The sequence below is a fragment of the Corynebacterium sp. MSK039 genome, assembly GCF_030232315.1.
Classification (GTDB): domain Bacteria; phylum Actinomycetota; class Actinomycetes; order Mycobacteriales; family Mycobacteriaceae; genus Corynebacterium.
The window spans coordinates 145,518-167,793 of the sequence record NZ_JASPJL010000002.1; the positions used below are offsets into that span (position 1 = coordinate 145,518).

Consider the following 22,276-nt stretch of genomic DNA (forward strand, 5'->3'; position numbering starts at 1 on the left):
GTGGGGGATATGTCTAGAAAGAAGCGCCCCACGCCTGTCCTGCCGGAGAGCATCGGAGCTCTCTTCGACTCCCACACCCACCTGGCCTCCACCATCGCCAAGGGGGCGCGGGAGGGGCAGGATCGCCGTGCCGCTACCGCGGAGCTCGTCGCCCGCGCCGGGCAGGCCGGGGTGGAGCGGATCTGCACCGTCGGTGATGGGCTGGCCGAGACCGAGCTGGCGCTGGAAGCAGCGGAAAGCTTCGATAACGTCTGGGCCGCGTGCGCGATCCACCCGACCCGCGCCGACGAGCTGGATGAGGCGGCCAAGACCCGGCTCACCGAGATGGCTGCCAACGAGCGGTGTGTGGCGATCGGGGAGACCGGCCTGGACGCGTATTGGATCAAGCACGACGACACCACGCCCTCCCTCGAGGTGCAGGAAGTCGCGCTGCGCTGGCACATCGACCTCGCGGTCAGCGCGCGCAAGCCGCTGATGATCCACAACCGCGAGGCGGACGAGGATCTGATGCGCATCCTCGCGGATGCCCCGCAGCCCACCGACGTGATCCTGCACTGCTTCTCCTCCCCGCTGGACGTGGCCCGCGAGGCTATCGACCGCGGCTACGTGCTCTCCTTCGCGGGCAACGCGACCTTCAAGCGCAACGAGGAGCTCCGGGAGGCTGCGCGTCTTGCCCCCGCCGAGCAGATCCTCGTGGAGACGGATGCTCCATATATGACGCCCGAGCCCTTCCGTGGTGCGCGCAACGAGCCTGGGTTTGTGGGATATACGGCCCGGGTGCTCGCGGAGGTGCGTGGCCAGTCGCCGGCCGAGTTCGCGGAACTGGCGTGGGCGAATGCCAACCGCGTCTTCGGTCTCCCTGGCTAAGGGCGAGCCAAACCCCGTTATCTTCCTAGGCGACCCGGGAAGCCGCAGGCGCGTCCGGCGCCTTCCGGCCCTGGTGCGCAAGCGGTCTGCCGTTGCGCATGTGACGGCCTGTTATTGCTGTTACAGCGCGTATTCCCCGACCTGGGGTGATTTTGCCCACGTCTGTGGGTTCTTCTGGCTTTAACTTCATTGTTATCGTATTGTGATAAAGGTTCAGCCCCGCTGGGGGCGAAGCGATCACAAGAAAATCGAGAGGTTTCGAGTGTCTCCTAAGAAGAAGTCCAGCCTGCACCGCATCAACAACACCAACTCCACGCCACTGCGCCTGGCCACCGGCGGCATGCTGGCGACCCTGGTTGTTGGCGGTGGCGTCGCCGCGGCGGCGCACAAGAACATCACGCTGGACGTCAACGGCGAAATCATCGAGGCCAGCTCCGTCACCGGCAACGTCGGCGACATTCTGGAGAAGAACGGCGTCGAGGTCAACCCCAAGGACCTCGTCAGCCCGGCACCGTCCGAGTCTGTCTCCAACAACGACACCATCAAGGTGCGCTCCGCCAAGCAGGTCGCCCTGATCATCGACGGCAAGCGCGAGAACGTCGACACCACCTCCGTCACCGTCGAGGAGATGCTTCGCCAGGTCGGCAAGTATGACGAGATCGCCACCGGCTCCCTCTCGGCCGGTATGAGCACCAAGATCCCGGCTGAGGGCATGGATCTGGACGTCACCACGTCCAAGTACTTCACCCTCAACGACGGCGGCAAGCAGGGCCGCATGAAGCTGCCGGCCCGCACCGTCGGCGACATCTTCGAGCTGCGCGGCACCCCGCTGGGCAAGGACGACATCGTCACCCCGTCCGCAGACACCCCGCTGCGCGAGGGCATGCACATCGACGTCGTCCGCGTCTCCAAGAAGGACCACACCTTTGAGCGCGCCGTGAGCGCTCCGGAGCGCGAGATCGAGGATGCCAACCTGCCAGAGGGTGAGCGCAAGGTCGTCAAGGAGGGCAAGGACGGCAAGGAGCGCGTCAAGCTGCTGGTCACCCGCCACAACGGCAAGGTCACCGACCGCAAGGTTCTGGAGCGCGAGGAGCTCGAGGCCCCGGTGGAGGCCGTGGTCAAGGTCGGCACCAAGCCGAAGAAGCCAGCTGGTCCGGATGCCCCGGCTGTCGCGAACGGCTCCGTCTGGGACGAGCTCGCGCAGTGCGAGTCCACCGGTAACTGGTCCATTAACACCGGCAACGGCTTCTCCGGTGGCCTGCAGTTCACCCCATCCACCTGGGCTGGCTTCGGTGGCACCGAGTACGCTCCGGCAGCACACATGGCCACCCGCGAACAGCAGATCGCCGTGGCCGAGCGCGTCCAGGCCGCGCAGGGCTGGGGCGCATGGCCTGCCTGCACCGCGAAGATGGGCCTGCGCTAAAGCCCAGCGTTCGCAGAACACAAGCACTCACCGGCAGCCGTAGCGGGGAAGCATTTTCGCCCGCTACGCTGCCGGTCGTTTATATTCGAAGGCGTGAATGATGACGTGCGTGCCCAGGACGCCCCGGCGCTAGACGGGGGAGTATCGCTGCTCGGGCCGGTGGAGATCCGCCAGCTCGCCGAGGAGCTGGGGGTCAACCCCACCAAGAAGCTCGGCCAGAACTTCGTCCACGACCCCAACACGGTCCGCAAGATCCTGCACGCCGCGGATGTCGGCCCGCAGGACCACGTGATCGAGGTTGGCCCTGGGTTGGGCTCCCTGACGTTGGCGCTGCTGGGCGCGGTGGGGGAGGTCACCGCCGTCGAGATCGACCCGCTGCTGGCAGGACGTCTGCCGCGCACCGTCGCCGAGCAGGCCGCTCCGGTCGCCGATAAGCTCCACCTCATCCTCCGCGACGCCCTCCAGGTGACCGCCGCGGACTGGGCGGAGCAGGGGCTGGCGGAGCCCACCGCGCTGGTGGCGAACCTGCCCTATAACGTCTCCGTCCCGGTACTGCTGCACCTGCTGGAGCAGTTCCCCACGATCAGTAGGGTGCTCGTGATGGTTCAGCTGGAGGTCGCGGACCGGCTGGCCGCCAAGCCGGGCAGCAAGATTTACGGAGTGCCCAGCGTGAAGGCCCGCTACTACGGCGACACCTTCCGCGCCGCGACGATCGGCAAGAACGTCTTTTGGCCCGCCCCAAAGGTGGACTCCGGGTTGGTGCGAATCGACCGCTGGGGTGTGGGGGACAAGTCGGCCGCCCCATGGGCCGAGGCGGTCGCCGCCTCCGGATTCGCAGAGGAAGCCGTGCGCCGGGAGACCTTCGCCCTGGCCGACGCGGCCTTCCTACAGCGGCGCAAGACCCTTCGCGCCGCCCTCTCCGGACACTTCGGCGGCGGCCAGCAGGCCGAGGAGGTCCTGCGTGCAGCGGGCATCGACCCGAAGCAGCGCGGGGAGAAGCTTGGCGCCGAGGAATTCGTGGCGCTTGCCCTGGCCAGCCTCGTGAGCAAGGAGGGGCAGTGAGCACTCAGCGAACCGGTGACGAGCGCGGGGACACCCCGCGCATCAGCGTGGCCGCCACCGCGCACGGCAAGATCAACCTCCACCTGGGGGTCGGCGACGTCCGGCCGGATGGCTACCACGAGCTGGAAACCATCTTCCAGTCCGTGAGCCTCACAGAGACCGTGACCCTCACCGCGGTTCCGCGAGGAGAGGAACCCGAGCTCACGGTCGCGGGACCGGATGCCCACCTCGTGCCGTGCGACCCCAGCAACCTCGCCTGGCGGGCCGTCGAGCTCGTCCGCGACCTGTGGTGCGAGCGCGCCGGCCTGCTGGAGGACCCAGCTGCGGACCCGGCGACCCGCGCGCCGTCGGTGAGCATCCACATCGATAAGAACGTGCCCGTGGCTGGCGGGATGGCCGGTGGCTCCGCGGACGCCGCAGCCGCCCTCGTCGCCGCCGTGGAGTTCTATTTCGGCCGCCAGCCCCTGCCACATCCCACCCCGCGCAAGGCCGTGCCGCCCAGCCAATCGGAGCTGTTGGCACTCGCCGCGACCTTGGGCGCCGACGTGCCCTTCTGCGTGCTCGGCGGCACCGCTCTCGGCACGGCTCGCGGGGACGAGCTGATCAGCATTATGTCCCAGGGGCCGTATCACTGGGCGATCGCCACCGATAAGCGCGGGCTGTCCACCCCGGAGGTCTTCGCGCAGCTGGACCGCCAGCGGGAGGTCGCGCGCACCGGCAACCGGCCGGACGTCCGCGCCCAGGGGACCGAGGAGCTGATGCGCGCGCTGGTCACCGGCGACCCCCATCAGCTCGCCCCGCTGCTGGTCAACGACCTGCAGGCGCCCGCGATTAGCCTGCTGCCCAGCCTGCGGCAAACGCTGGCGGTGGCCAAGGAGGCGGGCGCGCTCGCTGCCATCGTTTCCGGCTCCGGACCATCCATCGCCATGCTGTGCGAGGACGAGGCCAGCGCCGTGGAGGTCGCCACCGCCGTGTCCGTGGCGGGCAAGGCCAGCGCCACCGTCGTGACTAGTTCGCCCGCGCCGGGGGCGCGCGTGGTCCGCAGCTAGCCTGGAAAACACAAGAAAAACAGCACCGAAGAAATTAAAGGAGAGCGAAAACCCACCGTGGTGAACCTCATCAACCTGGAAAACGTCGAGAAGTCCTATGGCCTGAAAACCCTGCTGGACAAGGTCAGCCTCGGAGTTAACGAGGGCGACCGCATCGGCGTCGTGGGCCTCAACGGTGGCGGCAAGTCCACCCTCCTGAAGGTGATTTCCAAGCAGGTCCCCGCCGACGCGGGGCGGGTATCCCACAACAACGACCTGCGCCTGGCGATGGTCACCCAGGACGTCCTCCGGGAGTGCCTCACCGACCCGGAGAAGAAGGGCCTGACGGTGGGGCAGGCCGTCCTCGACCCGCTGGGAATGGAGACCTACGAGTGGGCCTCCCAGCCGAAGGTACGCCGCGTGCTGCATGGCCTGGGCATCGTGGAGCTCGGGCTCGACACCCCGGTTTCCCAGCTCTCCGGTGGCGAGCGCCGCCGCACCGGCTTGGCCGCCGCACTCGTCCAGGACCTCGACCTGCTCATCCTCGACGAGCCTACTAACCACCTCGACGTCGAGGGCGTGCAGTGGCTGGCCGAGCATATTCTGTCCCGCAACACCGCGCTGCTCGTCGTTACCCACGACCGTTGGTTCCTCGACACCGTTGCCACCTACACCTGGGAGGTCCACGACGGGAAGGTGGACGTCTACGAGGGCGGCTACAACGACTGGACATTCGCCCGCGCCGAGCGCACCCGCCAGGCCAACGCCGCCGAGCAGCGCCGCCAGAACCTCGCCCGCCGTGAGCTCGCCTGGCTGCGCCGCGGGGCACCCGCCCGCACCTCCAAGCCGCGCTACCGCATCGAGGCCGCCGAGGCCATCATCGCGGACGTCCCGCCGCTGCGCGACAGCGTGGAGCTGATGAGCTTCGCCGTCCGCCGCCAGGGCAAAAAGGTCATCGACCTGGAGGACGCCAGCATCAGCACGCCGGACGGCCGGCGCCTCATCGAACACCTCACCTGGCGTCTGGGACCCGGCGAGCGCATCGGTCTGGTGGGCGTCAACGGCTCCGGCAAGACCACCCTGCTGCGCACCCTGGCAGGCGACTACCCGCTGGACTCAGGCAAGCGCATCGAGGGCAAGACCGTGCGCATCGGTTGGCTCCGCCAGGAGCTCGACGACCTGGACCCGGAGCGCCGACTGCTGGACACCGTCACGGACGTGGCCAGCTACGTGACGATCGGGGACAAGGAGATCTCCGCCTCCCAGCTGGCCGAGCGGCTGGGCTTCAGCCCGAAGCGGCAGCGCACCCCGGTCAAGGACCTCTCGGGTGGCGAGCGCCGCCGCCTGCAGCTGACCCGCGTGCTCATGAGCGAACCCAACGTGCTGCTGCTCGACGAGCCCACCAACGACCTGGACATCGACACCCTCCAGGAACTGGAGACGCTGCTGGACAACTGGGCCGGCACCCTCGTGGTCATCTCCCACGACCGCTACCTCATCGAAAGGCTCTGCGACTCCACCTGGGCGCTCTTCGGCGACGGGGAGCTGACAAACCTCCCCGGCGGGATCGAGCAGTACCTCACGCTGCGCGCCGAGCAGGCCAAGGCTTTAGGCACGGATGAAAACTCCATGAACCTGGGAGTCCAGGGCGGCGACGTCGAGAAGACAGAAAAGAAGGAAACCAGCGGCCTGAGCGCGCAGGAGGACCGCGAGCTGCGCAAGCAGATGAACGCCGCGGAGCGGAAGATGGCGAAGCTGGCCGAGAAGATCGCGGGGCTCGAGGAGGAGATGGCCGCGGCCGCCGAGGCCATGGACCACGAGAAACTCGCCGAGCTCAACGAGACGCTGCAAGCGGCCAAGGATGAGCACGAGGAGCTCGAGATGGAGTGGCTGGAGGCCGCGGAGCGCCGCGAAAACGCCTAGCCGGGTGCGGAAAATAAAAACCTGGCGAGGGTCGCGGCTGCATGGCTAGCATGGGAGCATGATTCTCATTAACGTTCGATTCAAGCCCCTGGACGAGCACGTCGAGAACTTCCGCGAGCACGTCGCGGAGTTCACCGAGGCCACCCGCAAGGAGCCGGGTTGCCTGTGGTTCGACTGGTTCCGCAACACGGACGACCCGAGCGAGTACATCCTCATCGAGGCCTTCGAGGACGACGCTGCGGAGGCACACGTGAACTCCGAGCACTTTAAGAAGGCCACGGAGCTCTTCCCGACGATCCTCAAGGAGACCCCGCAGATCATCAACACGCTGATCCCGGGGAAGACCGAGTGGGACCGCATGGCGGAGTTCCAGGTCGACTAACAATTTCTGTGGCGGCGCGCCGGGCACCCCGGCCCGTCGCCACAGGTATATCTAGCGAAGAAACGATCAATAAAGGGTGGGTATCGTGACGCAGTTTATTTCCACAGTGGTTGAAGGCCGGACGGGAATCATCGAACTCGACCGTCCGAAGGCGCTGAACTCCCTCAATCAGGAGATGATCACGGGGATCCGCGAGGCGGTGGACGGTTGGTTGGACGACGCCGCCGTCGAGCAGATCCTCATCCGTTCCAGCAGCGAGCGGGCGTTCTGTGCCGGGGGCGACGTCCGGTCCGTGGCTGAAGACGACGCCGCCGGTTTCCACCAGTCCGGTGACGAGTTCTTCGAGGAGGAGTACGGGCTGAATCGTCGCCTGGCCACTTACCCGAAGCCTATCGTCGCTGTCTGGCAGGGCGTGGTGATGGGCGGTGGCTTCGGGATCTCTGCTCACGGCTCCCACCGCGTCGCCGGGCCCAAGGTGCTGGCTGCGATGCCGGAGGCGGCCATCGCTTTCGTTCCGGACGTCGGCATGACCCACCGCCTGAACAACCTCACGCCCCCGGAGGGGTACGCGGAGCAGCTCCCGGAGGCCGGGGCGCTGGTCGTGTTCCTCGGAACCACCGGGTGGCGGATGAATAGCGCCGACCTGCTGGCCACTGGGCTGGCAACGCACTTCGCGCCCGATCCGCAGGCCTTTGGCGATGCGGTGGGGGCGAAGGGGCTGGCCCGCGCGCTGCGGGAGGATGCTCAGGAACCGGCCACGGCGCTCGCCGACAGCGTGGCGGGTGAGCCATCTACGCTCATCGCGAATGCGCAGCTGATCAGCGAAATCTTCGGTGGGGAGTCCTGGCTGGAGATCGAACAGGCGCTCGCTGCAGCCAGCGCCCCGGACGAGGCGGGGGAGAAGTTCCTCGCAGATGTTCGCGCGGCGGTGAAGAACGCCAACCCGACCAGCCTGGTGGCGATCACCGAGATCATGCGGCACGCTCGCCACACGGATCTGGCCACCGCGCTGCGCAACGAGTTTGCGGTGGGAGCTGCCCTGCGGCGCGAGCCCAATTTCCCGGAGGGTATCCGGGCAGTGCTGGTGGATAAGGATCAGTCTCCCCACTTCGAGCCCGCGGCTGCCGCCGACGTGGACCCAGCCGTGTGGCGGGAGATGCTGGAGTCTTAACCCGGCTTAGTTGGCGCCGAAACCACGCTCCAGGCGGTCGAAGCCGGTGTCGAGGATGTCCTCGAGCACCTCTTCACCGGCGTAGCCAGGGTTATTGGCGATCTCGGTGGCCGCGTTGACCATCGCCGTCACCGAGTTGATCAGCAGGTGGATCTCCACGAGGCTGAGCGCGCCATCGCAGTAGCGGTGTACCGCGTGGGTGAGGCTGCCGAAGATCTCGAGCAGCACGCCCGTGCCCTCGCGGTCCATCTGCACCGTCATGTGCTCACCGAGGGAGGACGCGAGGTTGATCGCGGGCAGCGGGTTCTCGCCCGAGGTCATGATCTCGTGGGTGATCTGGCGCAGCAGCTGCACCGGGGTCAGCCCCGGTTGGGTCCGGTCGATCCACTCAGCGATCTGGCGGACGTAGGTCTCGATGAAGTACAGGAACGCCGCGTCGCGGTTGGGGAAGTAGTTATGGAAGGTGCGGGAGGAGACCCGGGCGCGCCGGGTGATCGCCCGGATGCTGGCGCCGTCGGACCCCTCCTCGAGCATGAGCTCGGCCGCCGCGCGGGCGAGCGCATCACGGGTATCGGCCTTCTTCCGGTCCCGCAGGGTACGTAGCTTCTTCGCAGCTCCCTCGATGACCAACGGGTGCTGGTCCTCCGAGCCTCCGCCGAGGGGAGTGCGTGAGTTGTTCTGGGTTTTGCTCAACTCGAACCACCTAAATGACTATCTTTTTGCCCTCACGTGCGGGGCAAACTTAATGGGGATTATTCCCAATTTGGCACAAAACTACGTGAAATTCTGTTCATCAATTATAGCTGAATATGTAGCTGTGCTATGGAATAGGCAAATATTCATCGGCTGCCCCTCTGTGATGGGGGGGTCGAGGGGTGGCGGGGCGGTGAGTGCGACGGTCGGCTATCCGGTCGGCAGGCGTCGCAAAAAAGGGTGTTCAAAATCACGGCCCGCAGGCTCCTGCGGATGCGCGTTGTCAGCGTGTTCCCAGTATTCTATTAACTATGAATAACGCCATCGCCTTTCAGGGCCCGCACAATCCTCACCCGAAGAAGCTGAAGAAGAAGGCTTATGAAAAGGAGCTCAAGCGCCTGCAGGCTGAGCTCGTCGAGATGCAGCAGTGGGTCGTCGAGACCGGCGCCCGCGTCGTCATCGTCATGGAAGGCCGTGACGCCGCCGGTAAGGGCTCGGCTATCAAGCGCATTACCCAGTACCTCAACCCGCGCTCCTGCCGCGTCGAGGCGTTGCCAGCGCCGACTGAACGCGAGAAGGGCCAGTGGTACTTCCAGCGCTACGTCGAAAAGCTGCCCACCGCTGGCGAGATCGTGATCTTCGACCGTTCCTGGTACAACCGCGCCGGTGTGGAGCGCGTCATGGGCTTCTGCACCACCGATGAGTACCGCCGTTTCCTGCACCAGGCCCCGATCTTCGAGCGCCTGCTCGTGGAGGACGGCATCATCCTGCGCAAGTACTGGTTCTCCGTCTCCGATGAGGAGCAGTACGCACGCTTCACCTCCCGCCTCGAGGATCCGCTGCGCCGCTGGAAGCTCTCCCCGATGGACCTGCAGTCGATCACCCGCTGGGAGGACTACTCCCGCGCCAAGGACGCCATGTTCGTCCACACGGACATCCCATCGGCCCCGTGGTACACGGTGGAGAGCGAGGACAAGAAGCGCTCCCGCGTGAACGTCATTGCTCACCTGCTGGATTCCATCCCTTACCACCACATTGAGCGCGAGCTGCCGGAGATCCCGGAGCGTCCGGTCTCCGAATCCAACTACCAGCGCCCGCCGCGCGAAGAGTTCCGCTACGTGCCGGATTACGCCGCCAAGCTCGAGGTCGATGAGGAGCCCAAGGGCAAGGACTCCAAGAAGTCCTAAAACCCGCCGATGGGGTAGTGGGGGCGAAGTGCGAGTAGCCTAGGGCGTCATGCTGCATGCCGTTTCCTTCGCGCTGGTTGATTCGCTCAACGCGCTGCTCATCGGAGTCATCGTTGCCCTCGGCGTGATGCTGCCACCCGCCGCGCCCTATCGGCGTATCGCCACGCTCGTGGTGGGCGGAGACTGGCTCGGCGTGCTTGTTCTCTCCGTGGTGACCATGCTGGCCTTCGACGGGCTCGGCGACGCGGTGACCCGTGCGCTTGACTCCCCGGTCTTCGCGATCGTCCTCATCGCTATCGGTGTGCTCACCCTCGTGCTCACGCTGCGCAGCAAGCCGGGTGCTGAGCAGTCCCAGCTGCTCAACCGGATGGTGGGGCCGTTGACCACCCCATCCGCCGCGACTTTCGGCCTGGGCTTCCTGCTCGGCGTGATCCAATCCGCGACCTCGGCGCCTTTCTTCACCGGCCTGGCCTACCTTTCGGCCGGGGACTATTCCGCGATCTTGCGCTACGTTGGGCTGTTTTTCTACGCCAGCCTGGCGCTCAGTCTGCCCGCTGCGAGCGCCGTGTTTGTGGGCCTCGTGCGTGCTTATCCGAACGGTGTCTTCGGCTCGGCGATGGCAGCCATGCGGGAGCGCAAAGCCGCGATGGCCAAGGCCGCCGGCTACCTGGTCGCGGCGGTTCTCATCCTCTTCGGCGCCTCGCTGCTGCTCTAGATTTTTTCTTTGAGGACGTCAACGGCCCCGCTGCAAAAAGCAGCGGGGCCGTTGGTGGTTCCGGCTGGGCGGCGGGATTGCTGTCGCGCCCACGCCCACCAGGGCGGGGCTAGTCGGCGACCAGCGTCTCCAGCGTCAGATCCGGGAACTCCTTCTCGATGAAGGCCAGCTTCCACTTATCGCCGAACAGGGCGATCAGTTCGCCGTCGCCGCGGGTGAAGATCTCCACGCCACGCTGGCGCCCCAGCTGCGGGGCGGAGGCCTCGTCGGTGCGGCGGGCCACCGAATACGGCACCGGTTCGGTGACGGTCTCCACGTTGTACTCCGCGGCCATGCGCCCCTGCATCACCTCGAATTGCATCGGGCCCACCGCGGCCATCACCGGGGCGGCGTCGCCGCGCAGGTCGTTGCGCAAAATCTGAACAACGCCCTCGGACTCCAGCTGCTCCAGCGCCTTGCGGAACTGCTTGTACTTGCCCAGGGACTTCGCGCGCAGCGTCTGGAAGTGCTCCGGGGCGAACTGCGGCATCGGTGGGAACTGCACCTTCTTGCCGGTGTAGATCGTGTCGCCCGGCGCCAGCGCGCCCGCGTTGACCAGGCCGATGATGTCGCCCGGATAGGCGGTCTCCACCGTCTCGCGGGTCCGGCCAAACATCGTCAGCGCGTGCTTGGAGGAGAAGCTGCGGCCCGACTGGGCGTGGGTGACCTGCATGCCGCGCTCAAACTCGCCGGAAATGATCCGCATGAACGCCAGGCGGTCGCGGTGGTGGGCGTCCATGCCGGCCTGCACCTTGAACACCACGCCGGAGAAGTCATCTCCGGTATCGCGGAACTCCTGTACCGCGGCGGAGGCGCCGGACTGAGCGGCCAGCGCCTTCTCGTCGGATGCCCGGCCGGCGGGGGATGGGGCGAGCGCGCACAGGGTGTCCAGGATCTGGTGCACGCCGAAGTTCAGCATCGCGGAGGCGAAGATCACCGGCGAGGTCATGCACTGCAGGAAGAGCTCCTGATCGTGCAGCGCTCCGTCGGCGGCCAGCAGCTCGGCCTCCTCGACGGCCGTCTCCCACACATCCCCCTCGCGGTCGGCGGCTTCATCCGGGGTGTAGTGCTCCTCCGGGGCGATCGTGGAACCACCGGCGGTGCGGGTGAAGTGGATGTACTCCTCCGCGTTGCCGTCTTCGTCGATGCGGGCGAGTCCCCGGAAGTCCCCGGCCTCACCGACAGGCCAGAACAGTGGAGTGGGCTGCAGATCGATCTCGCTGACGATCTCCTCCACCAGGTCCAAGGCGTCCCGGCCTACCCGGTCCCACTTGTTAATCACCGTGACGATGGGCAGCCCACGGGCCTTACACACCCGGAACAGCTTCAGGGTCTGCGGCTCCAGGCCCTTACCGCCGTCGACGAGCATCACCGCGGCATCCACGGCGGAGAGCACGCGGTAGGTGTCCTCCGAGAAGTCCGCGTGGCCCGGAGTATCCACCAGGTTGATGACGTAGGGCTCGCCCTCGTGCCCCTCCGGTGCGTAGTCGAACTGCAGTGCCGAGGAACCGATCGAGATGCCGCGGTCCTTCTCCATCTCCATCCAGTCGGAGACGGTGGACTTGCGTCCAGCCTTGCCGTGCACCGCGCCGGCCTCCTGAATGACGTGGGCGTGCAGCGCCAGCGCCTCGGTGAGGGTGGACTTACCGGCGTCCGGGTGGGCGATGACGGCGAAGGTACGGCGTCGGGTGGCTTCAGCAGCAGCGTGGGCGTTCATGAGTACCCAGGGTAGCGCCCCACAAGCCCCAGCCCGAATCCCTCCAGCCGCTGGGCAGGGGGCGGGGCCGGTCGGCTAAACTTTCACACCATGTCCAGCACTGACCCCCAGTACGTCACGATCGATACGGTCGTGCCCGCTGTGCTTGGAATCGTGCTGATGATCCTGATCTGGGCGACCCTGCGCTCCATGCTGGTGCTTTCCTCGGAGGACAGGATGCTGGGGGTGCGCATCCCCCGAATCAAGCGCCTCAATCCCGTTGTCTTGGCCGCGAAGTCTGACTTCAAGAAGGCCAACACGCGAGTGCTGCTGCTGTTTACCATCGCGGTGCTGGTGGCGCTGGGGCAGGAGACCCACCGCCTGGTGCTGTGGGGCTGCGCGGTGCTGCCCGTGGTTCAGATCTGCGCAGGATTGTGGTTCTGGGCCAAGGGCCGCCGCGCTATCCGGCAGGAGCGCCGGCTGTCTCGGTGGTGGGAGATCGGCGACGAGAACGCGGACTTCACGGACACGGCGTCGGCCTCCGAATCCGCCCGCAAGCAATACGCCCACTATCAGCAGCAACCCGGCACCGTGCCCCGCTCCTTCGACCAGCTGGTGTACCCGAAGTCCGCGGGCTGGTTGTTTATCCTCGCTTACGGCGTGGTCGTCGCCACCGGAGTGGTGCTCTGGTGGAACACCGACGTGCACAGTGGGCGGGAACTCTGGCAGGTCTACCGCACCCCGTTCTGCGCGGCGCTGCTGGCGCTGGTGGCCTTCGTTGCCTCCTACTGGCTGAGCTTCTACAACCCCTCGGCACCAGGTCAGCGACGTGGCCCGGAGCTCATTGTGCGCATGGCGAGGCTGCAGCGGGGGATCGCACTGCTGATGCTCATCGCCCTCATCGTGGTGAACGTGGGCGTGATCACACCGGCGGTCCCTGGGCTCGCGGACTACGCGGGAAAGCTGGGCTCCCTGCGGGCCGCGGGCTGGGTGTGCGCCGCCATTGTTTTCGCCGTAGATATCCTCTGGCCTGCGCTAACGCTGCTGAAGCTGCGCCAGAAGGCGGCGGAAAAGCCACGCTCCTAACGCGCCGAAGGGCGGGGCTGCCCAGTCCGGACTGAGGGCGGTAGTGGGAGAAAAAAGGGGCAACACTAGGGGTGGAATCCCACTTTCAACCCCAAGACAATTAGGGTTTAGGGTGGTTAATCTTTACCCCTTTAATTTTTGGAGGTCTCATGTCCGCTTCTGCGTCCATCGACAAGCAGCAAGCTGATTGGAACGAGCGCGTCGCCCTGGCGGAAAAGATGATCCCGCTGCTCGGGCAGCTCCGCCGCGAAAAGAACGTCGTGACGTCCATCTTCGGTCGCCAGCTCATCAACGTTGCGGAGACCGACATTCTGAAGCAGCACCGCTTCGCACGTCGCATCACCAACAACGACCTGCCGATCGCGCACACCATGCCGATCCTCGAGCGCATCGCAGAGCTCGACCTGAACACCGTCGCCGCAGACCTCGGCGCCCTGGCCACCGCTTTTGAGGACAAGGGGGGCGACTTCGGGGACGCCGCCGCCATCGACGAGTTCCTCAAGGAGCAGTTCGCTGACGTCATCGGCATCCGCGGCGACACCCCGACCACCGACGTCGTCCTCTACGGCTTCGGCCGCATCGGCCGCCTCCTGGCCCGCATCCTGCTCGCCCAGGGCTCCGAGAAGGCCGGCCCGCGCCTGCGCGCCATCGTCGTCCGCAAGAACTCCGAGGACGACCTGCAGAAGCGTGCCTCCCTGCTGCGCCGCGACTCCGTCCACGGCAGCTTCGACGGCACCATCTGGGTCGACGAGGAGAACAACGTCATCTGGGCCAACGGCACCCCGATCCAGGTCATCTACGCCAACAAGCCGTCCGAGATCGACTACACCCAGTACGGTATCGATAACGCCATCGTCGTCGACAACACTGGCGTGTGGCGCGACCGCGAGGGTCTGGGCCAGCACCTGCAGGCCAAGGGCGTTGCACGCGCGCTGCTCACCGCGCCGGGCAAGGGGGACATCAAGAACCTCGTCTTCGGCATCAACCACAACGACGTCGACTTGAACTCCGAGGACGACCGCATCCTCTCCGCCGCGTCCTGCACCACCAACGGCATCACCCCGGTGCTGAAGGTCGTCAACGACAAGTGGGGTGTGGACCACGGCCACGTCGAGACCGTCCACGCCTTCACCAACGACCAGAACCTCATCGACAACTTCCACAAGGGCGAGCGCCGCGGCCGTGCCGCCACCCTGAACATGGTGCTCACCGAAACCGGCGCCGCTAAGGCCGTCTCCAAGGCCCTGCCGGAGTTCGAGGGCAAGCTGACCGGTAACGCCATCCGCGTCCCGACCCCGGACGTCTCCATGGCCGTGCTGAACCTCAGCATGTCCCGCGAGGTCACCAAGGACGAGGTCAACAACTACCTGCGCGATGTCTCGCTCGTCTCCGAGCTGCGTCAGCAGGTGGACTACATCGACTCCCCGGAGGTCGTCTCCACCGACTTCGTCGGCTCCACCCACGCTGGTGTCGTCGACGGCCGTGCGACGATCGCTGCCGGCAAGAACCTCGTGCTCTATGTCTGGTACGACAACGAGTTCGGTTACTCCTGCCAGGTGGTCCGCATTATCGAGCAGCTGGCCAGCGCCCAGCACGCCGTGGTGCCCACCCGCGCCGCACTGGATACCCTGAACTAAGGGAGTTCCCGGGGCCGGGCAGCGCGGCCCCACAAGCGAGCTAAAGGGCCCGCGACCGATACTGGTCGCGGGCCCTTTCACGTTGCCTGTTAGCGGCTGCGCCCGTGAATCTCATTCTGGGCGATGGCCACCCCGCGGCTCACGATGAGACGCACCGCGTCTGCCGCATCCCCCAGGGATAGCGGCAGCCATTCGAGCTCCTGCTTGCTGAAGGGCTTGAGAACGAAGCTCGCCGGGTCCATGCGCCCCGGGGGCCGGCCGATGCCCATCCGGATGCGTACGTAGTCCCGGGTGCCCAGCGCCTGGGTGGTGGACTTCAGGCCGTTGTGGCCGTTCTCGCCGCCACCGACCTTGATGCGCACCGCTGCCGGGTCGAGGTCCAACTCGTCGTGGATCACGATCACGTGATCGGCCGGGACCTTGAAGAACTTCGCCAAAGCCCCGATCGCCCCGCCCGAGAGGTTCATGTAACTGCGGGCCCGGGCGATGATCACCGACTGCCCGTCAATCTTCGTCTGGCAGATCAGCGAGTTGGTGCGCTTGTGGGCACTCAACGTGCCTGGCATGGGAGTGAGGTCGTCCAGCAGCTCGTCGACCGCCAGGTAGCCGATGTTGTGGCGCGTGGTCTCGTACTGGGCGCCCGGGTTACCGAGCCCAACGACGAGCCACGGGGCATCCGCGCTGCCAGCAGCCTTCGGGGACTTCTTGGGGGAGGAGTTCTTCAGCTTTCCACACACAGTTGGAATCCTTCCATAGAAAGACCCGCCGCGCTGGGGAGCAAGGTATGGTTCATACCTCGTGCCCGGCGCAGCGGGTGAAAGTTGCGACCCCGGCCATGAACTTGCGTTCAGCGGCCGGCGTGCAGGGGAGGGGATTAGTCCTCGGACTCTGCCGGTGCCTCGGCCTCTTCGCCGGCAGCAGCGTCCTCGCCCTCGGCAGCAGCCTCGTCGTCCTCAGGCAGCTCTTCCTCCTCCGGCTCGACGATGTTGATGACGAGCTCCTCGGCGTCGGAAACCAGGACAGCGTTGGACGGCATCTTGACGTCCTTCGCCAGGATCTGCTCGCCGATCTCCAGGCCGTTGATGTCCAGGACGATCTCTTCCGGAATGTCGAGGACGTCGACCTCGAGCAGCAGGACGTCGACGTCCTGAACAACCATTGCGCCCGGTGCCGGGAGGCCCTCGTGGATGACCGGAACCTCGACCTCGACGCGCTCGCCGCGCTTGACGTTCAGCAGGTCAGCGTGGTCGATGTCCAGGGTCAGGACGTTCTGGTCGATGGCCTTGACCATCACCAGGTTGTCCTCGCCGTCGATGTTCAGCTCAAACACGGCGTTGACGCCCTCGTTACGGACCAGTGCGTGCAGGTCCAGGGTGTCGACGTGGACGTGGACCGGGTCCAGCTCGTTGCCGTAGACAACCAGTGGGATCCGGCCGTCGCGACGCAGGCGACGGGATGCGCCCTTACCGAACTCGGTGCGCAGAACGCCTTCGATACGAGTCAATTCAGCCATGAGTGCTCCTTAGAGTTAAGAAGTTGAAGTGTAAATATTGCGGTTGCCACTGCTTTTCTCTTCGCCCGGGATCGTTAACCGGAAAAGAAAAAAGCCGCGGTTTCTCGCGGCGGGTGTCCACCCCGCCCACGTGAAGCCCCTCGAATACAAGGAAGCCGCATGGCCGGGTAGTTCATCGCGCCGATAACGGCCAGCTTGTTTAAGAGCCAGCCCTCGCCGAGATCAACCGACATCTTACAAGGTGGCAGCCCACGTGGGCAAACCCCTGTTTGGGGCGCAGCGCTGCAGTGTGGCGCCTGATGCGGGTGGGGCGGTGGCGCGACGTGGGGACGGGCAGGGCGGGAAGATTGGCAACGCGGACGTCGCAGACGCAAATTAAACGAACTCGATGGTGAAGGACGAGTACTGCCCGCGGTTCTTCTCAGTGCAGGAGCCGTCTCCCTTCTGGCCTTCCGCGGTGGCTCCGAGCATGCAGCGATAACCGGTGCTCACCTCGCCGGGGCCGTGGTTGCTATACCCGCCATCCGCATATTCCTGCAGGGTGGCGCGCATCGTCTTGCAGTCGTTGTCGCCACGGGTCAACCGAGCAACCAGCTTCTTGCCATCCTTGGCCTTCACCGGTGCGCACGTCCCGCCGAGTGGTACCTCGCTGTCATCGACGTAGATCTCTTTATCCGTCACACGTATGCGGTGGGGTTTGGTGCTCCTGAAATCCGGACCAGTTTTGGACTCGCACTCCAGGTCCTTTCGGCCTGCCGTGCAGGTGACCTCGCCAAGGGTAACCCGCTGTCCGGGCTTCAACTCCTTCGGAGGCTGCATGCTTCCACCGCCCGGGCTGGTGAGCGAAGTACGAGACGTCCACGCGGGACCCGTGGGGCCAGTGGCGAGCCCAAACTCGTTTTGCGGTTGTGGTCCCAAGCCGCTGGCGGGTTCCGAGTACAGCCCCGGCAGGCGCTCCTGCATGTTCGAACACAGCAGTTGGTAGCCCTCCGTGCCGCGCTTCTTGCGGCTGTAGTCCGCGCAGACGGTGCCCAGGCTCTTGACTAAGAACATGCGCGCGCCGATGTCCCCGCTGTCGAATGTGGAGGCCGGAACGTCCGTCACGCCGCGTCCGCTCGGCTCCGCGTTGCCGTCTTCGTCGCCTTCGCTGCTGCCTTTCGAGCTCTTTCCCTCTGAGCCCTTGCCTCCCGTCGGCTTCGGGGCCTTGCCCGGCTTCGTGGTGGTCACCGTCACCGTCGGCGGGCCGGAGGCGTTGTCATCGGACTGGAGGCTGGAGCAACTGCTCAGGGCGAGCAGACCGGCGACCAGGACGGCGGGGATGGCGGAGCGGCGCATAGAAACCTCCACTGCATGCCGGGAGGGGCAGGGGCCGCCCGGCATAAGGAACGTGATCGAAGCTAAAGATTAGCTGAGAGGTCGCTCGGGGTCCTGCTAAACCCGCCCTGCAACAGCAAAACACCCCCGGTTCCGCCCACAGGCGGGCGGAAACGGGGGTGGAGCGCGCAGGCAGGCGCAGGGGACTACTCGAAGAGAGTGGTCACCGAGCCGTTCTCGAAGATCTCGTGGATCGTCTTTGCCACCAGCGGGGCCACGGAGAGAACCGTGAGGTTATCCCAGCCTTCGGTGCTCTGCGGCAGGGTGTCGGTGGTGATGATCTCACGGGCACCGCACTCGCTGAGGCGCTCGCGGGCCGGGCCGGAGAAGACACCGTGGGTCGTGGCGATGATGACGTCGCCCGCGCCGGCGTTCTTCAGCACCTGCACAGCACCTGCGATGGTGCCACCGGTGTCGATCATGTCGTCCAGCAGCACGCAGGTGCGGCCCTCGACGTCGCCGACCACGCGGTTGGAGGTGACCTTATTGGCCACGTCGATGTCGCGGGTCTTGTGGATGAAGGCCAGCGGGGCGCCGCCCAGCTGGTTGGCCCACTTCTCGGACTCCTTCACGCGGCCAGCATCCGGGGAGACGACCACGATGTTGTCCAGGTTGTAGTTCTCCTGGATGTGCTTGGTCAGGATCGGCAGCGCGTGCATGTGGTCGACCGGACCATCGAAGAAGCCCTGGATCTGGTCGGTGTGCAGATCCACAGAGACCAGGCGGTCCGCGCCAGCGGCCTTGAACAGGTCAGCGACCAGGCGAGCAGAGATTGGCTCGCGGCCGCGGTGCTTCTTGTCCTGGCGGGCGTAAGGGTAGAACGGGAGGATCGCCGTGATCCGCTTCGCCGAGCCACGCTTCAGGGCGTCGATCATCAGCAGCTGCTCCATCAGCCAGTCATTCAGCGGCTGCGGGTGGGACTGCAGGACGAAAGCGTCGGAGCCACGGACGGACTCCTCGAAGCGCACGAAGATCTCGCCGTTGGCGAAGTTGCGCGCCGTGGTCGGAGTCAGCTCGACACCAAGCTCGCGGGCTACTGCCTCACCCAGCTCCGGGTGCGCACGACCCGAAAACAGCATGAGGTTCTTTTGGTTGTCGATCCAGTGAGTGGTGGACACAGATCAGCCTTCCCGAGGATTTGTTTTCTTGTGTTCGCTGGTACGTTGCCGCCCGTCGACCCTTGCGCAGGATCTTTGAGGACGCCACCCGCTCGCCGCAGTGACCAGCTTTACATGAACTGATGATAATTGCCCTGGGTTTAAAGAACCAACGAGGGCTAGGTCTACTGCCCCTGCTCCGGGGTCTCACCTTCGGGCTGCGGGGTAGCAGCGTCGCTAGCGGCGCGTTGCGCGGCCTCCGCCGCCGGGGTGCCGGGGCGGCGCTTGACCACCCAGCCCTCAATGTTTCGCTGCTGACCACCGGAGACGGCCAGAGCGCCGGCGGGGACGTCCTCCTTGATGACCGTGCCAGCCCCGGAATAGGCGCCATCGCCGACGGTGACCGGCGCGATGAACATCGTGTCCGAGCCGGTGCGCACGTGCGAGCCGATTGTGGTGTGGTGCTTGTTCACCCCGTCGTAGTTGACGAAGACGCTGGAGGCCCCGATGTTGCTGTACTCGCCGATGGTGGCATCACCCACGTAGGTCAGGTGCGGCACCTTCGAACCACGCCCGATGGTGGCGTTCTTCGTCTCGACGAAGCCACCCAGCTTGCCCTCCTCGCCGAGCTCAGTGCCGGGGCGCAGGTAGGTGAACGGGCCGACGGTGGCGCGGGCACCGATGGTGGAGCTGAGGGCGTGGGTGCGCACCACGGATGCGCCCTCGCCAACGGTCGTGTCCTGCAGGGTCGTATCCGGGCCCACGGTGGCGTTATCCGCGATCCGGGTGCGGCCCAGCAGCTGGGTGCCCGGCAGGATCGTGACGTCCTGGCCGACCTGAACATCTACGTCGATGCGGGTGCTGTGCGGGTCCACGATTGTCGCCCCGCCGCGCATCGTGCGCTCCAGCACGCGGCGGTTGAGCTCCTCACCGGCGCGGGCCAGCTGAACTCGGTCGTTCACGCCCGCGAGTTCCGCGGCATCGTTGGCGGTGTGGGCGCGCACCGGGTGGCCATCGGCCCGGGCGATGGACAGCACGTCGGTGAGGTAGAGCTCGCCCTGCGCGTTATCCGTGTTCAGGCGGCTCAGCGCGTCCCGCAGGATCTCGGCGTCGAAGGCGAAGACACCGGAGTTGACCTCGGTGATCGCCCGCTGTTCCTCGGTGGCGTCCTTTTCCTCGACGATCTGCATGACGTCGCCGTATTCGGATCGTACGATGCGGCCGTAACCGGTCGGGTTGTCCTGCTCGACGGAGAGCACCGTCACCGCGGTCGGTACCTCGGTGTGGGAGCGGTACAGCGCGGTGATCGTCTCACCCGTCAGCAGTGGGACGTCGGCGTTGGTGACGATGACGGTGCCCTGGAAGTCCGCCAGCTCCTCCATCGCGCACTGGACGGCGTGCCCGGTGCCGTTCTGCTCCTCCTGGACGGCCAGGTGGATCTTCCGGCCCAGGTCTTGGGCCACCTGCTCGCAGGCCGGGCCGACCTGCTCGCGGCCGTGCCCGATCACGGCCACCATGTTGCTTGGCTGCGCGCCCGCCGCGGCGTGGAGACTGTGGGCCAGCAGAGTGCGTCCTCCGATGGCGTGCAGGGTCTTCGGCGTGGCCGACTTCATGCGTGTCCCGGCGCCCGCAGCGAGGATGACGACGGCCAGGTCCACCCCCGCAGACGTCCCACCAGCTCCCGTGGTCTGGGTGTGCGTTGGCTGGTCGGTGGCTTGGTTCCTGTTCGGAGTGCGCGACACGGCGGCAGCCCCTCCTTGAAAATCGGGTGTGGACGGTCTTGGTAGTACACCAGCATAACCGCCGCGCCGGACAAAGCTTCGCGGGCTGCGGGGCTGTGTCGCGCGCCTGATCAGGTGGGGCCTAATTCTGCCGGGCGGAAACCTCGGGCAGCTTCGCCGCGAGCAGGGAGCCCAGCGCGCCGAACGCAGCTAGAGCGCCGAGCGCCCAGAGGGTCCCCATGAGGCTCAACAGCGCGGTCAGCGCACCGATGAGCAGCAGGATGATGCCCATGAGCGTGTTGGAGACCGAGACATAGCGGGTGCGTTGATCGCCCTCAGCCATGTCCACCACATAGGTCGACCGGGACACCCGGATGGCCGCGTGTGCCACCGAGATACCGAAGAAGGCTACGGGTAGCCACCAGTACAGGGCGTCCTCCCAGGCCAGGGCCAGGCCGATGGTGATCAGCAGCAGAACGACGGCAAACAGCGCGCCGCCCGAAAGGGTGTTCTTCGAGGATTTATCCGACAATGCGCCAGAGACCCGGCCGGCGGCCAGCGAGGCCAGGCCCGCGGCCACGACGAACAGGCCCAGGCCGGTCACGCTCGAACCAGCCCGGCCCTGCAGCGTGACCAGGAAGGTGGGGGAGAGGGCGGAGGCGAGCATGAGGGAACGGACCAGCACGAAGTTGCGGAAGGGCTTGTCGTCCCGCACCAGGCCCCACATGTCGTCCCAGATGGCGCGATTCATCTCGACGAAGGAATGGGGCGGCTCAGCGAGATCTTCCTCGTCCACCAGCGGCTCCTGAATCCCCTTGAAGAGCAGGAAACTCACCAGCCAGGCACCGGCACCGGCCGCAAAAAGCACGCCGAAGGTTCCGGGGCTCAGGCTGTCACGCAGGGCGGCGATGATCAGGCCCACCACGATGGTCACCGCACCCGCGAGCGTCGTCGCGAAACCAGTGACCCGGCCGCGGTAGCCCTTCGGCATCGTGCGGCCCTGGATGTCCTTACTCGTCAGCGACACCAGCGAACGGGAGGCGGCGAGCAGCGCGAGGCCGAAGAGGATCAGCAGGCCAGCTGCCGTGCCGGAGGTGAACAGGGCAGCGCACATCGCGATGATGCAGCCCAGCGCCTGGCCCAGCGTGCCCAGCAGCAGGATCGGCAGCCGGCGGGAGCGGGCCTGGATCCACGGGCGGAGCCCCGCCTGCGGCAGCATCGACCCGGACTCCCGGATCGGCACCAACAGTGGCGCGATCCACGCGGGCGCGGCCAGCATCTGCAGCAGCCACGGCAGCGTCGTCTTCGCGCTCATGATCTGGTCGCCGATGTTTTGAAAACCAAAGGCCGTGGAGAAGCGCAGCCCGTTCTGCTCCACATTCGGCAGATCGGACTGCGGTGGCTTACCGATCAGTTTGTGGGACAGGCGCGTCGAAAAAGGCCCCTGCTCGGAGTGAGTAGGGGCCTGAGCTTGTTGGTCTTCGCTCGTCATGCTCCCCCACCAGGACTCGAACCTAGAATGACGGTACCAAAAACCGCAGTGTTGCCAATTACACCATGGGGGAAAACGCTAGCCGTCGAAGATCCCGCAGGACGACGCTAACGGCTTAACACCCTACCCCATGCCGCGCGACGGGTGGCAAACCGCCGAAGCGCCAGGGC

The 22,276-nt window shown here is 66.0% G+C and carries 19 protein-coding genes and 1 tRNA gene; 11 read left to right on the plus strand and 9 right to left on the minus strand.

Going from position 1 to position 22,276, the window contains the following annotated elements:
* The first annotated feature begins 9 nt into the window (after positions 1-9).
* The 7 genes from QP997_RS02290 to QP997_RS02320 all read left to right on the plus strand — a co-directional run bounded on the left by QP997_RS02290 (position 10) and on the right by QP997_RS02320 (position 7,856).
* A complete protein-coding gene (locus QP997_RS02290) occupies positions 10-867 on the plus strand; it encodes a TatD family hydrolase (protein ID WP_284846081.1) in 858 nt (285 codons plus the stop codon).
* A 262-nt stretch (positions 868-1,129) separates the two neighbouring features.
* The gene (locus tag QP997_RS02295; RefSeq protein ID WP_284846082.1) at positions 1,130-2,290 is read left to right on the plus strand and encodes a resuscitation-promoting factor; all 1,161 of its coding nucleotides are present in this window, start codon (positions 1,130-1,132) and stop codon (positions 2,288-2,290) included.
* 93 nt (positions 2,291-2,383) lie between these two features.
* Positions 2,384-3,352, plus strand: a complete 969-nt coding sequence (rsmA, locus tag QP997_RS02300) for a 16S rRNA (adenine(1518)-N(6)/adenine(1519)-N(6))-dimethyltransferase RsmA (RefSeq protein WP_284846083.1) — start codon at positions 2,384-2,386, stop codon at positions 3,350-3,352.
* On the plus strand, positions 3,349-4,401 hold the full coding sequence (locus tag QP997_RS02305; RefSeq protein ID WP_284846084.1) for a 4-(cytidine 5'-diphospho)-2-C-methyl-D-erythritol kinase: 1,053 nt from the start codon (positions 3,349-3,351) through the stop codon (positions 4,399-4,401). The genes rsmA and QP997_RS02305 overlap by 4 nt, the downstream gene beginning before the upstream one ends.
* A 57-nt stretch (positions 4,402-4,458) precedes the next feature.
* A complete protein-coding gene (locus QP997_RS02310; RefSeq protein ID WP_284846085.1) occupies positions 4,459-6,303 on the plus strand; it encodes an ABC-F family ATP-binding cassette domain-containing protein in 1,845 nt (614 codons plus the stop codon).
* Between the two features lie 58 nt (positions 6,304-6,361).
* Positions 6,362-6,685: a putative quinol monooxygenase gene (locus QP997_RS02315; protein ID WP_070761819.1), complete on the plus strand. Its 324-nt coding sequence runs from the start codon at positions 6,362-6,364 to the stop codon at positions 6,683-6,685.
* A gap of 85 nt (positions 6,686-6,770) precedes the next feature.
* Positions 6,771-7,856: a 3-hydroxyisobutyryl-CoA hydrolase gene (locus QP997_RS02320; protein ID WP_284846086.1), complete on the plus strand. Its 1,086-nt coding sequence runs from the start codon at positions 6,771-6,773 to the stop codon at positions 7,854-7,856.
* Between the two features lie 6 nt (positions 7,857-7,862).
* Here the strand turns inward: QP997_RS02320 and QP997_RS02325 are convergent, their stop codons facing one another.
* Positions 7,863-8,549: a TetR/AcrR family transcriptional regulator gene (locus QP997_RS02325; RefSeq protein WP_070761820.1), complete on the minus strand. Its 687-nt coding sequence runs from the start codon at positions 8,547-8,549 to the stop codon at positions 7,863-7,865.
* Between the two features lie 311 nt (positions 8,550-8,860).
* On the opposite strand from QP997_RS02325, the gene ppk2 reads away from it, so the two are divergent.
* Together ppk2 and QP997_RS02335 are read left to right on the plus strand one after the other, a co-directional pair.
* Positions 8,861-9,736, plus strand: coding sequence for a polyphosphate kinase 2 (gene ppk2 / locus QP997_RS02330; protein ID WP_070758634.1), 876 nt, complete (start codon positions 8,861-8,863; stop codon positions 9,734-9,736).
* A 49-nt stretch (positions 9,737-9,785) separates the two neighbouring features.
* The gene (locus QP997_RS02335; RefSeq protein WP_284846087.1) at positions 9,786-10,451 is read left to right on the plus strand and encodes a hypothetical protein; all 666 of its coding nucleotides are present in this window, start codon (positions 9,786-9,788) and stop codon (positions 10,449-10,451) included.
* Between the two features lie 109 nt (positions 10,452-10,560).
* Here the strand turns inward: QP997_RS02335 and QP997_RS02340 are convergent, their stop codons facing one another.
* On the minus strand, positions 10,561-12,207 hold the full coding sequence (locus QP997_RS02340) for a peptide chain release factor 3 (protein ID WP_284846088.1): 1,647 nt from the start codon (positions 12,205-12,207) through the stop codon (positions 10,561-10,563).
* Positions 12,208-12,297: 90 nt separating this feature from the next.
* Here QP997_RS02340 and QP997_RS02345 point away from each other — a divergent pair, with 90 nt between their 5' ends.
* On the plus strand, positions 12,298-13,272 hold the full coding sequence (locus QP997_RS02345; protein ID WP_284846089.1) for a hypothetical protein: 975 nt from the start codon (positions 12,298-12,300) through the stop codon (positions 13,270-13,272).
* A 149-nt stretch (positions 13,273-13,421) separates the two neighbouring features.
* The gene (locus QP997_RS02350; protein WP_284846090.1) at positions 13,422-14,909 is read left to right on the plus strand and encodes a glyceraldehyde-3-phosphate dehydrogenase; all 1,488 of its coding nucleotides are present in this window, start codon (positions 13,422-13,424) and stop codon (positions 14,907-14,909) included.
* Between the two features lie 89 nt (positions 14,910-14,998).
* Here QP997_RS02350 and pth read toward each other — a convergent pair whose 3' ends face one another.
* From pth to QP997_RS02385, 7 genes are all read right to left on the minus strand, one after another.
* Positions 14,999-15,646 carry an aminoacyl-tRNA hydrolase gene (pth, locus tag QP997_RS02355; RefSeq protein ID WP_284846091.1) on the minus strand — a complete coding sequence of 216 codons (648 nt, stop codon included), beginning with the start codon at positions 15,644-15,646 and terminating at the stop codon, positions 14,999-15,001.
* Positions 15,647-15,783: 137 nt separating this feature from the next.
* Positions 15,784-16,422 (minus strand): 50S ribosomal protein L25/general stress protein Ctc, encoded by a 639-nt coding sequence (locus QP997_RS02360; RefSeq protein WP_012359831.1) that lies wholly within the window; start codon positions 16,420-16,422, stop codon positions 15,784-15,786.
* Positions 16,423-16,797: 375 nt separating this feature from the next.
* Positions 16,798-17,757 (minus strand): hypothetical protein, encoded by a 960-nt coding sequence (locus tag QP997_RS02365; protein ID WP_284846092.1) that lies wholly within the window; start codon positions 17,755-17,757, stop codon positions 16,798-16,800.
* A gap of 185 nt (positions 17,758-17,942) precedes the next feature.
* Entirely contained in the window at positions 17,943-18,914 is a 972-nt protein-coding gene (locus tag QP997_RS02370; RefSeq protein WP_012359833.1) for a ribose-phosphate diphosphokinase, read from the minus strand.
* A 164-nt stretch (positions 18,915-19,078) separates the two neighbouring features.
* Positions 19,079-20,551: a bifunctional UDP-N-acetylglucosamine diphosphorylase/glucosamine-1-phosphate N-acetyltransferase GlmU gene (gene glmU, locus QP997_RS02375; protein ID WP_284846203.1), complete on the minus strand. Its 1,473-nt coding sequence runs from the start codon at positions 20,549-20,551 to the stop codon at positions 19,079-19,081.
* Positions 20,552-20,756: 205 nt separating this feature from the next.
* The gene (locus QP997_RS02380) at positions 20,757-22,106 is read right to left on the minus strand and encodes an MFS transporter (RefSeq protein ID WP_284846093.1); all 1,350 of its coding nucleotides are present in this window, start codon (positions 22,104-22,106) and stop codon (positions 20,757-20,759) included.
* Between the two features lies 1 nt (position 22,107).
* Positions 22,108-22,179, minus strand: a tRNA-Gln gene (locus tag QP997_RS02385).
* Positions 22,180-22,276 lie beyond the last annotated feature (97 nt).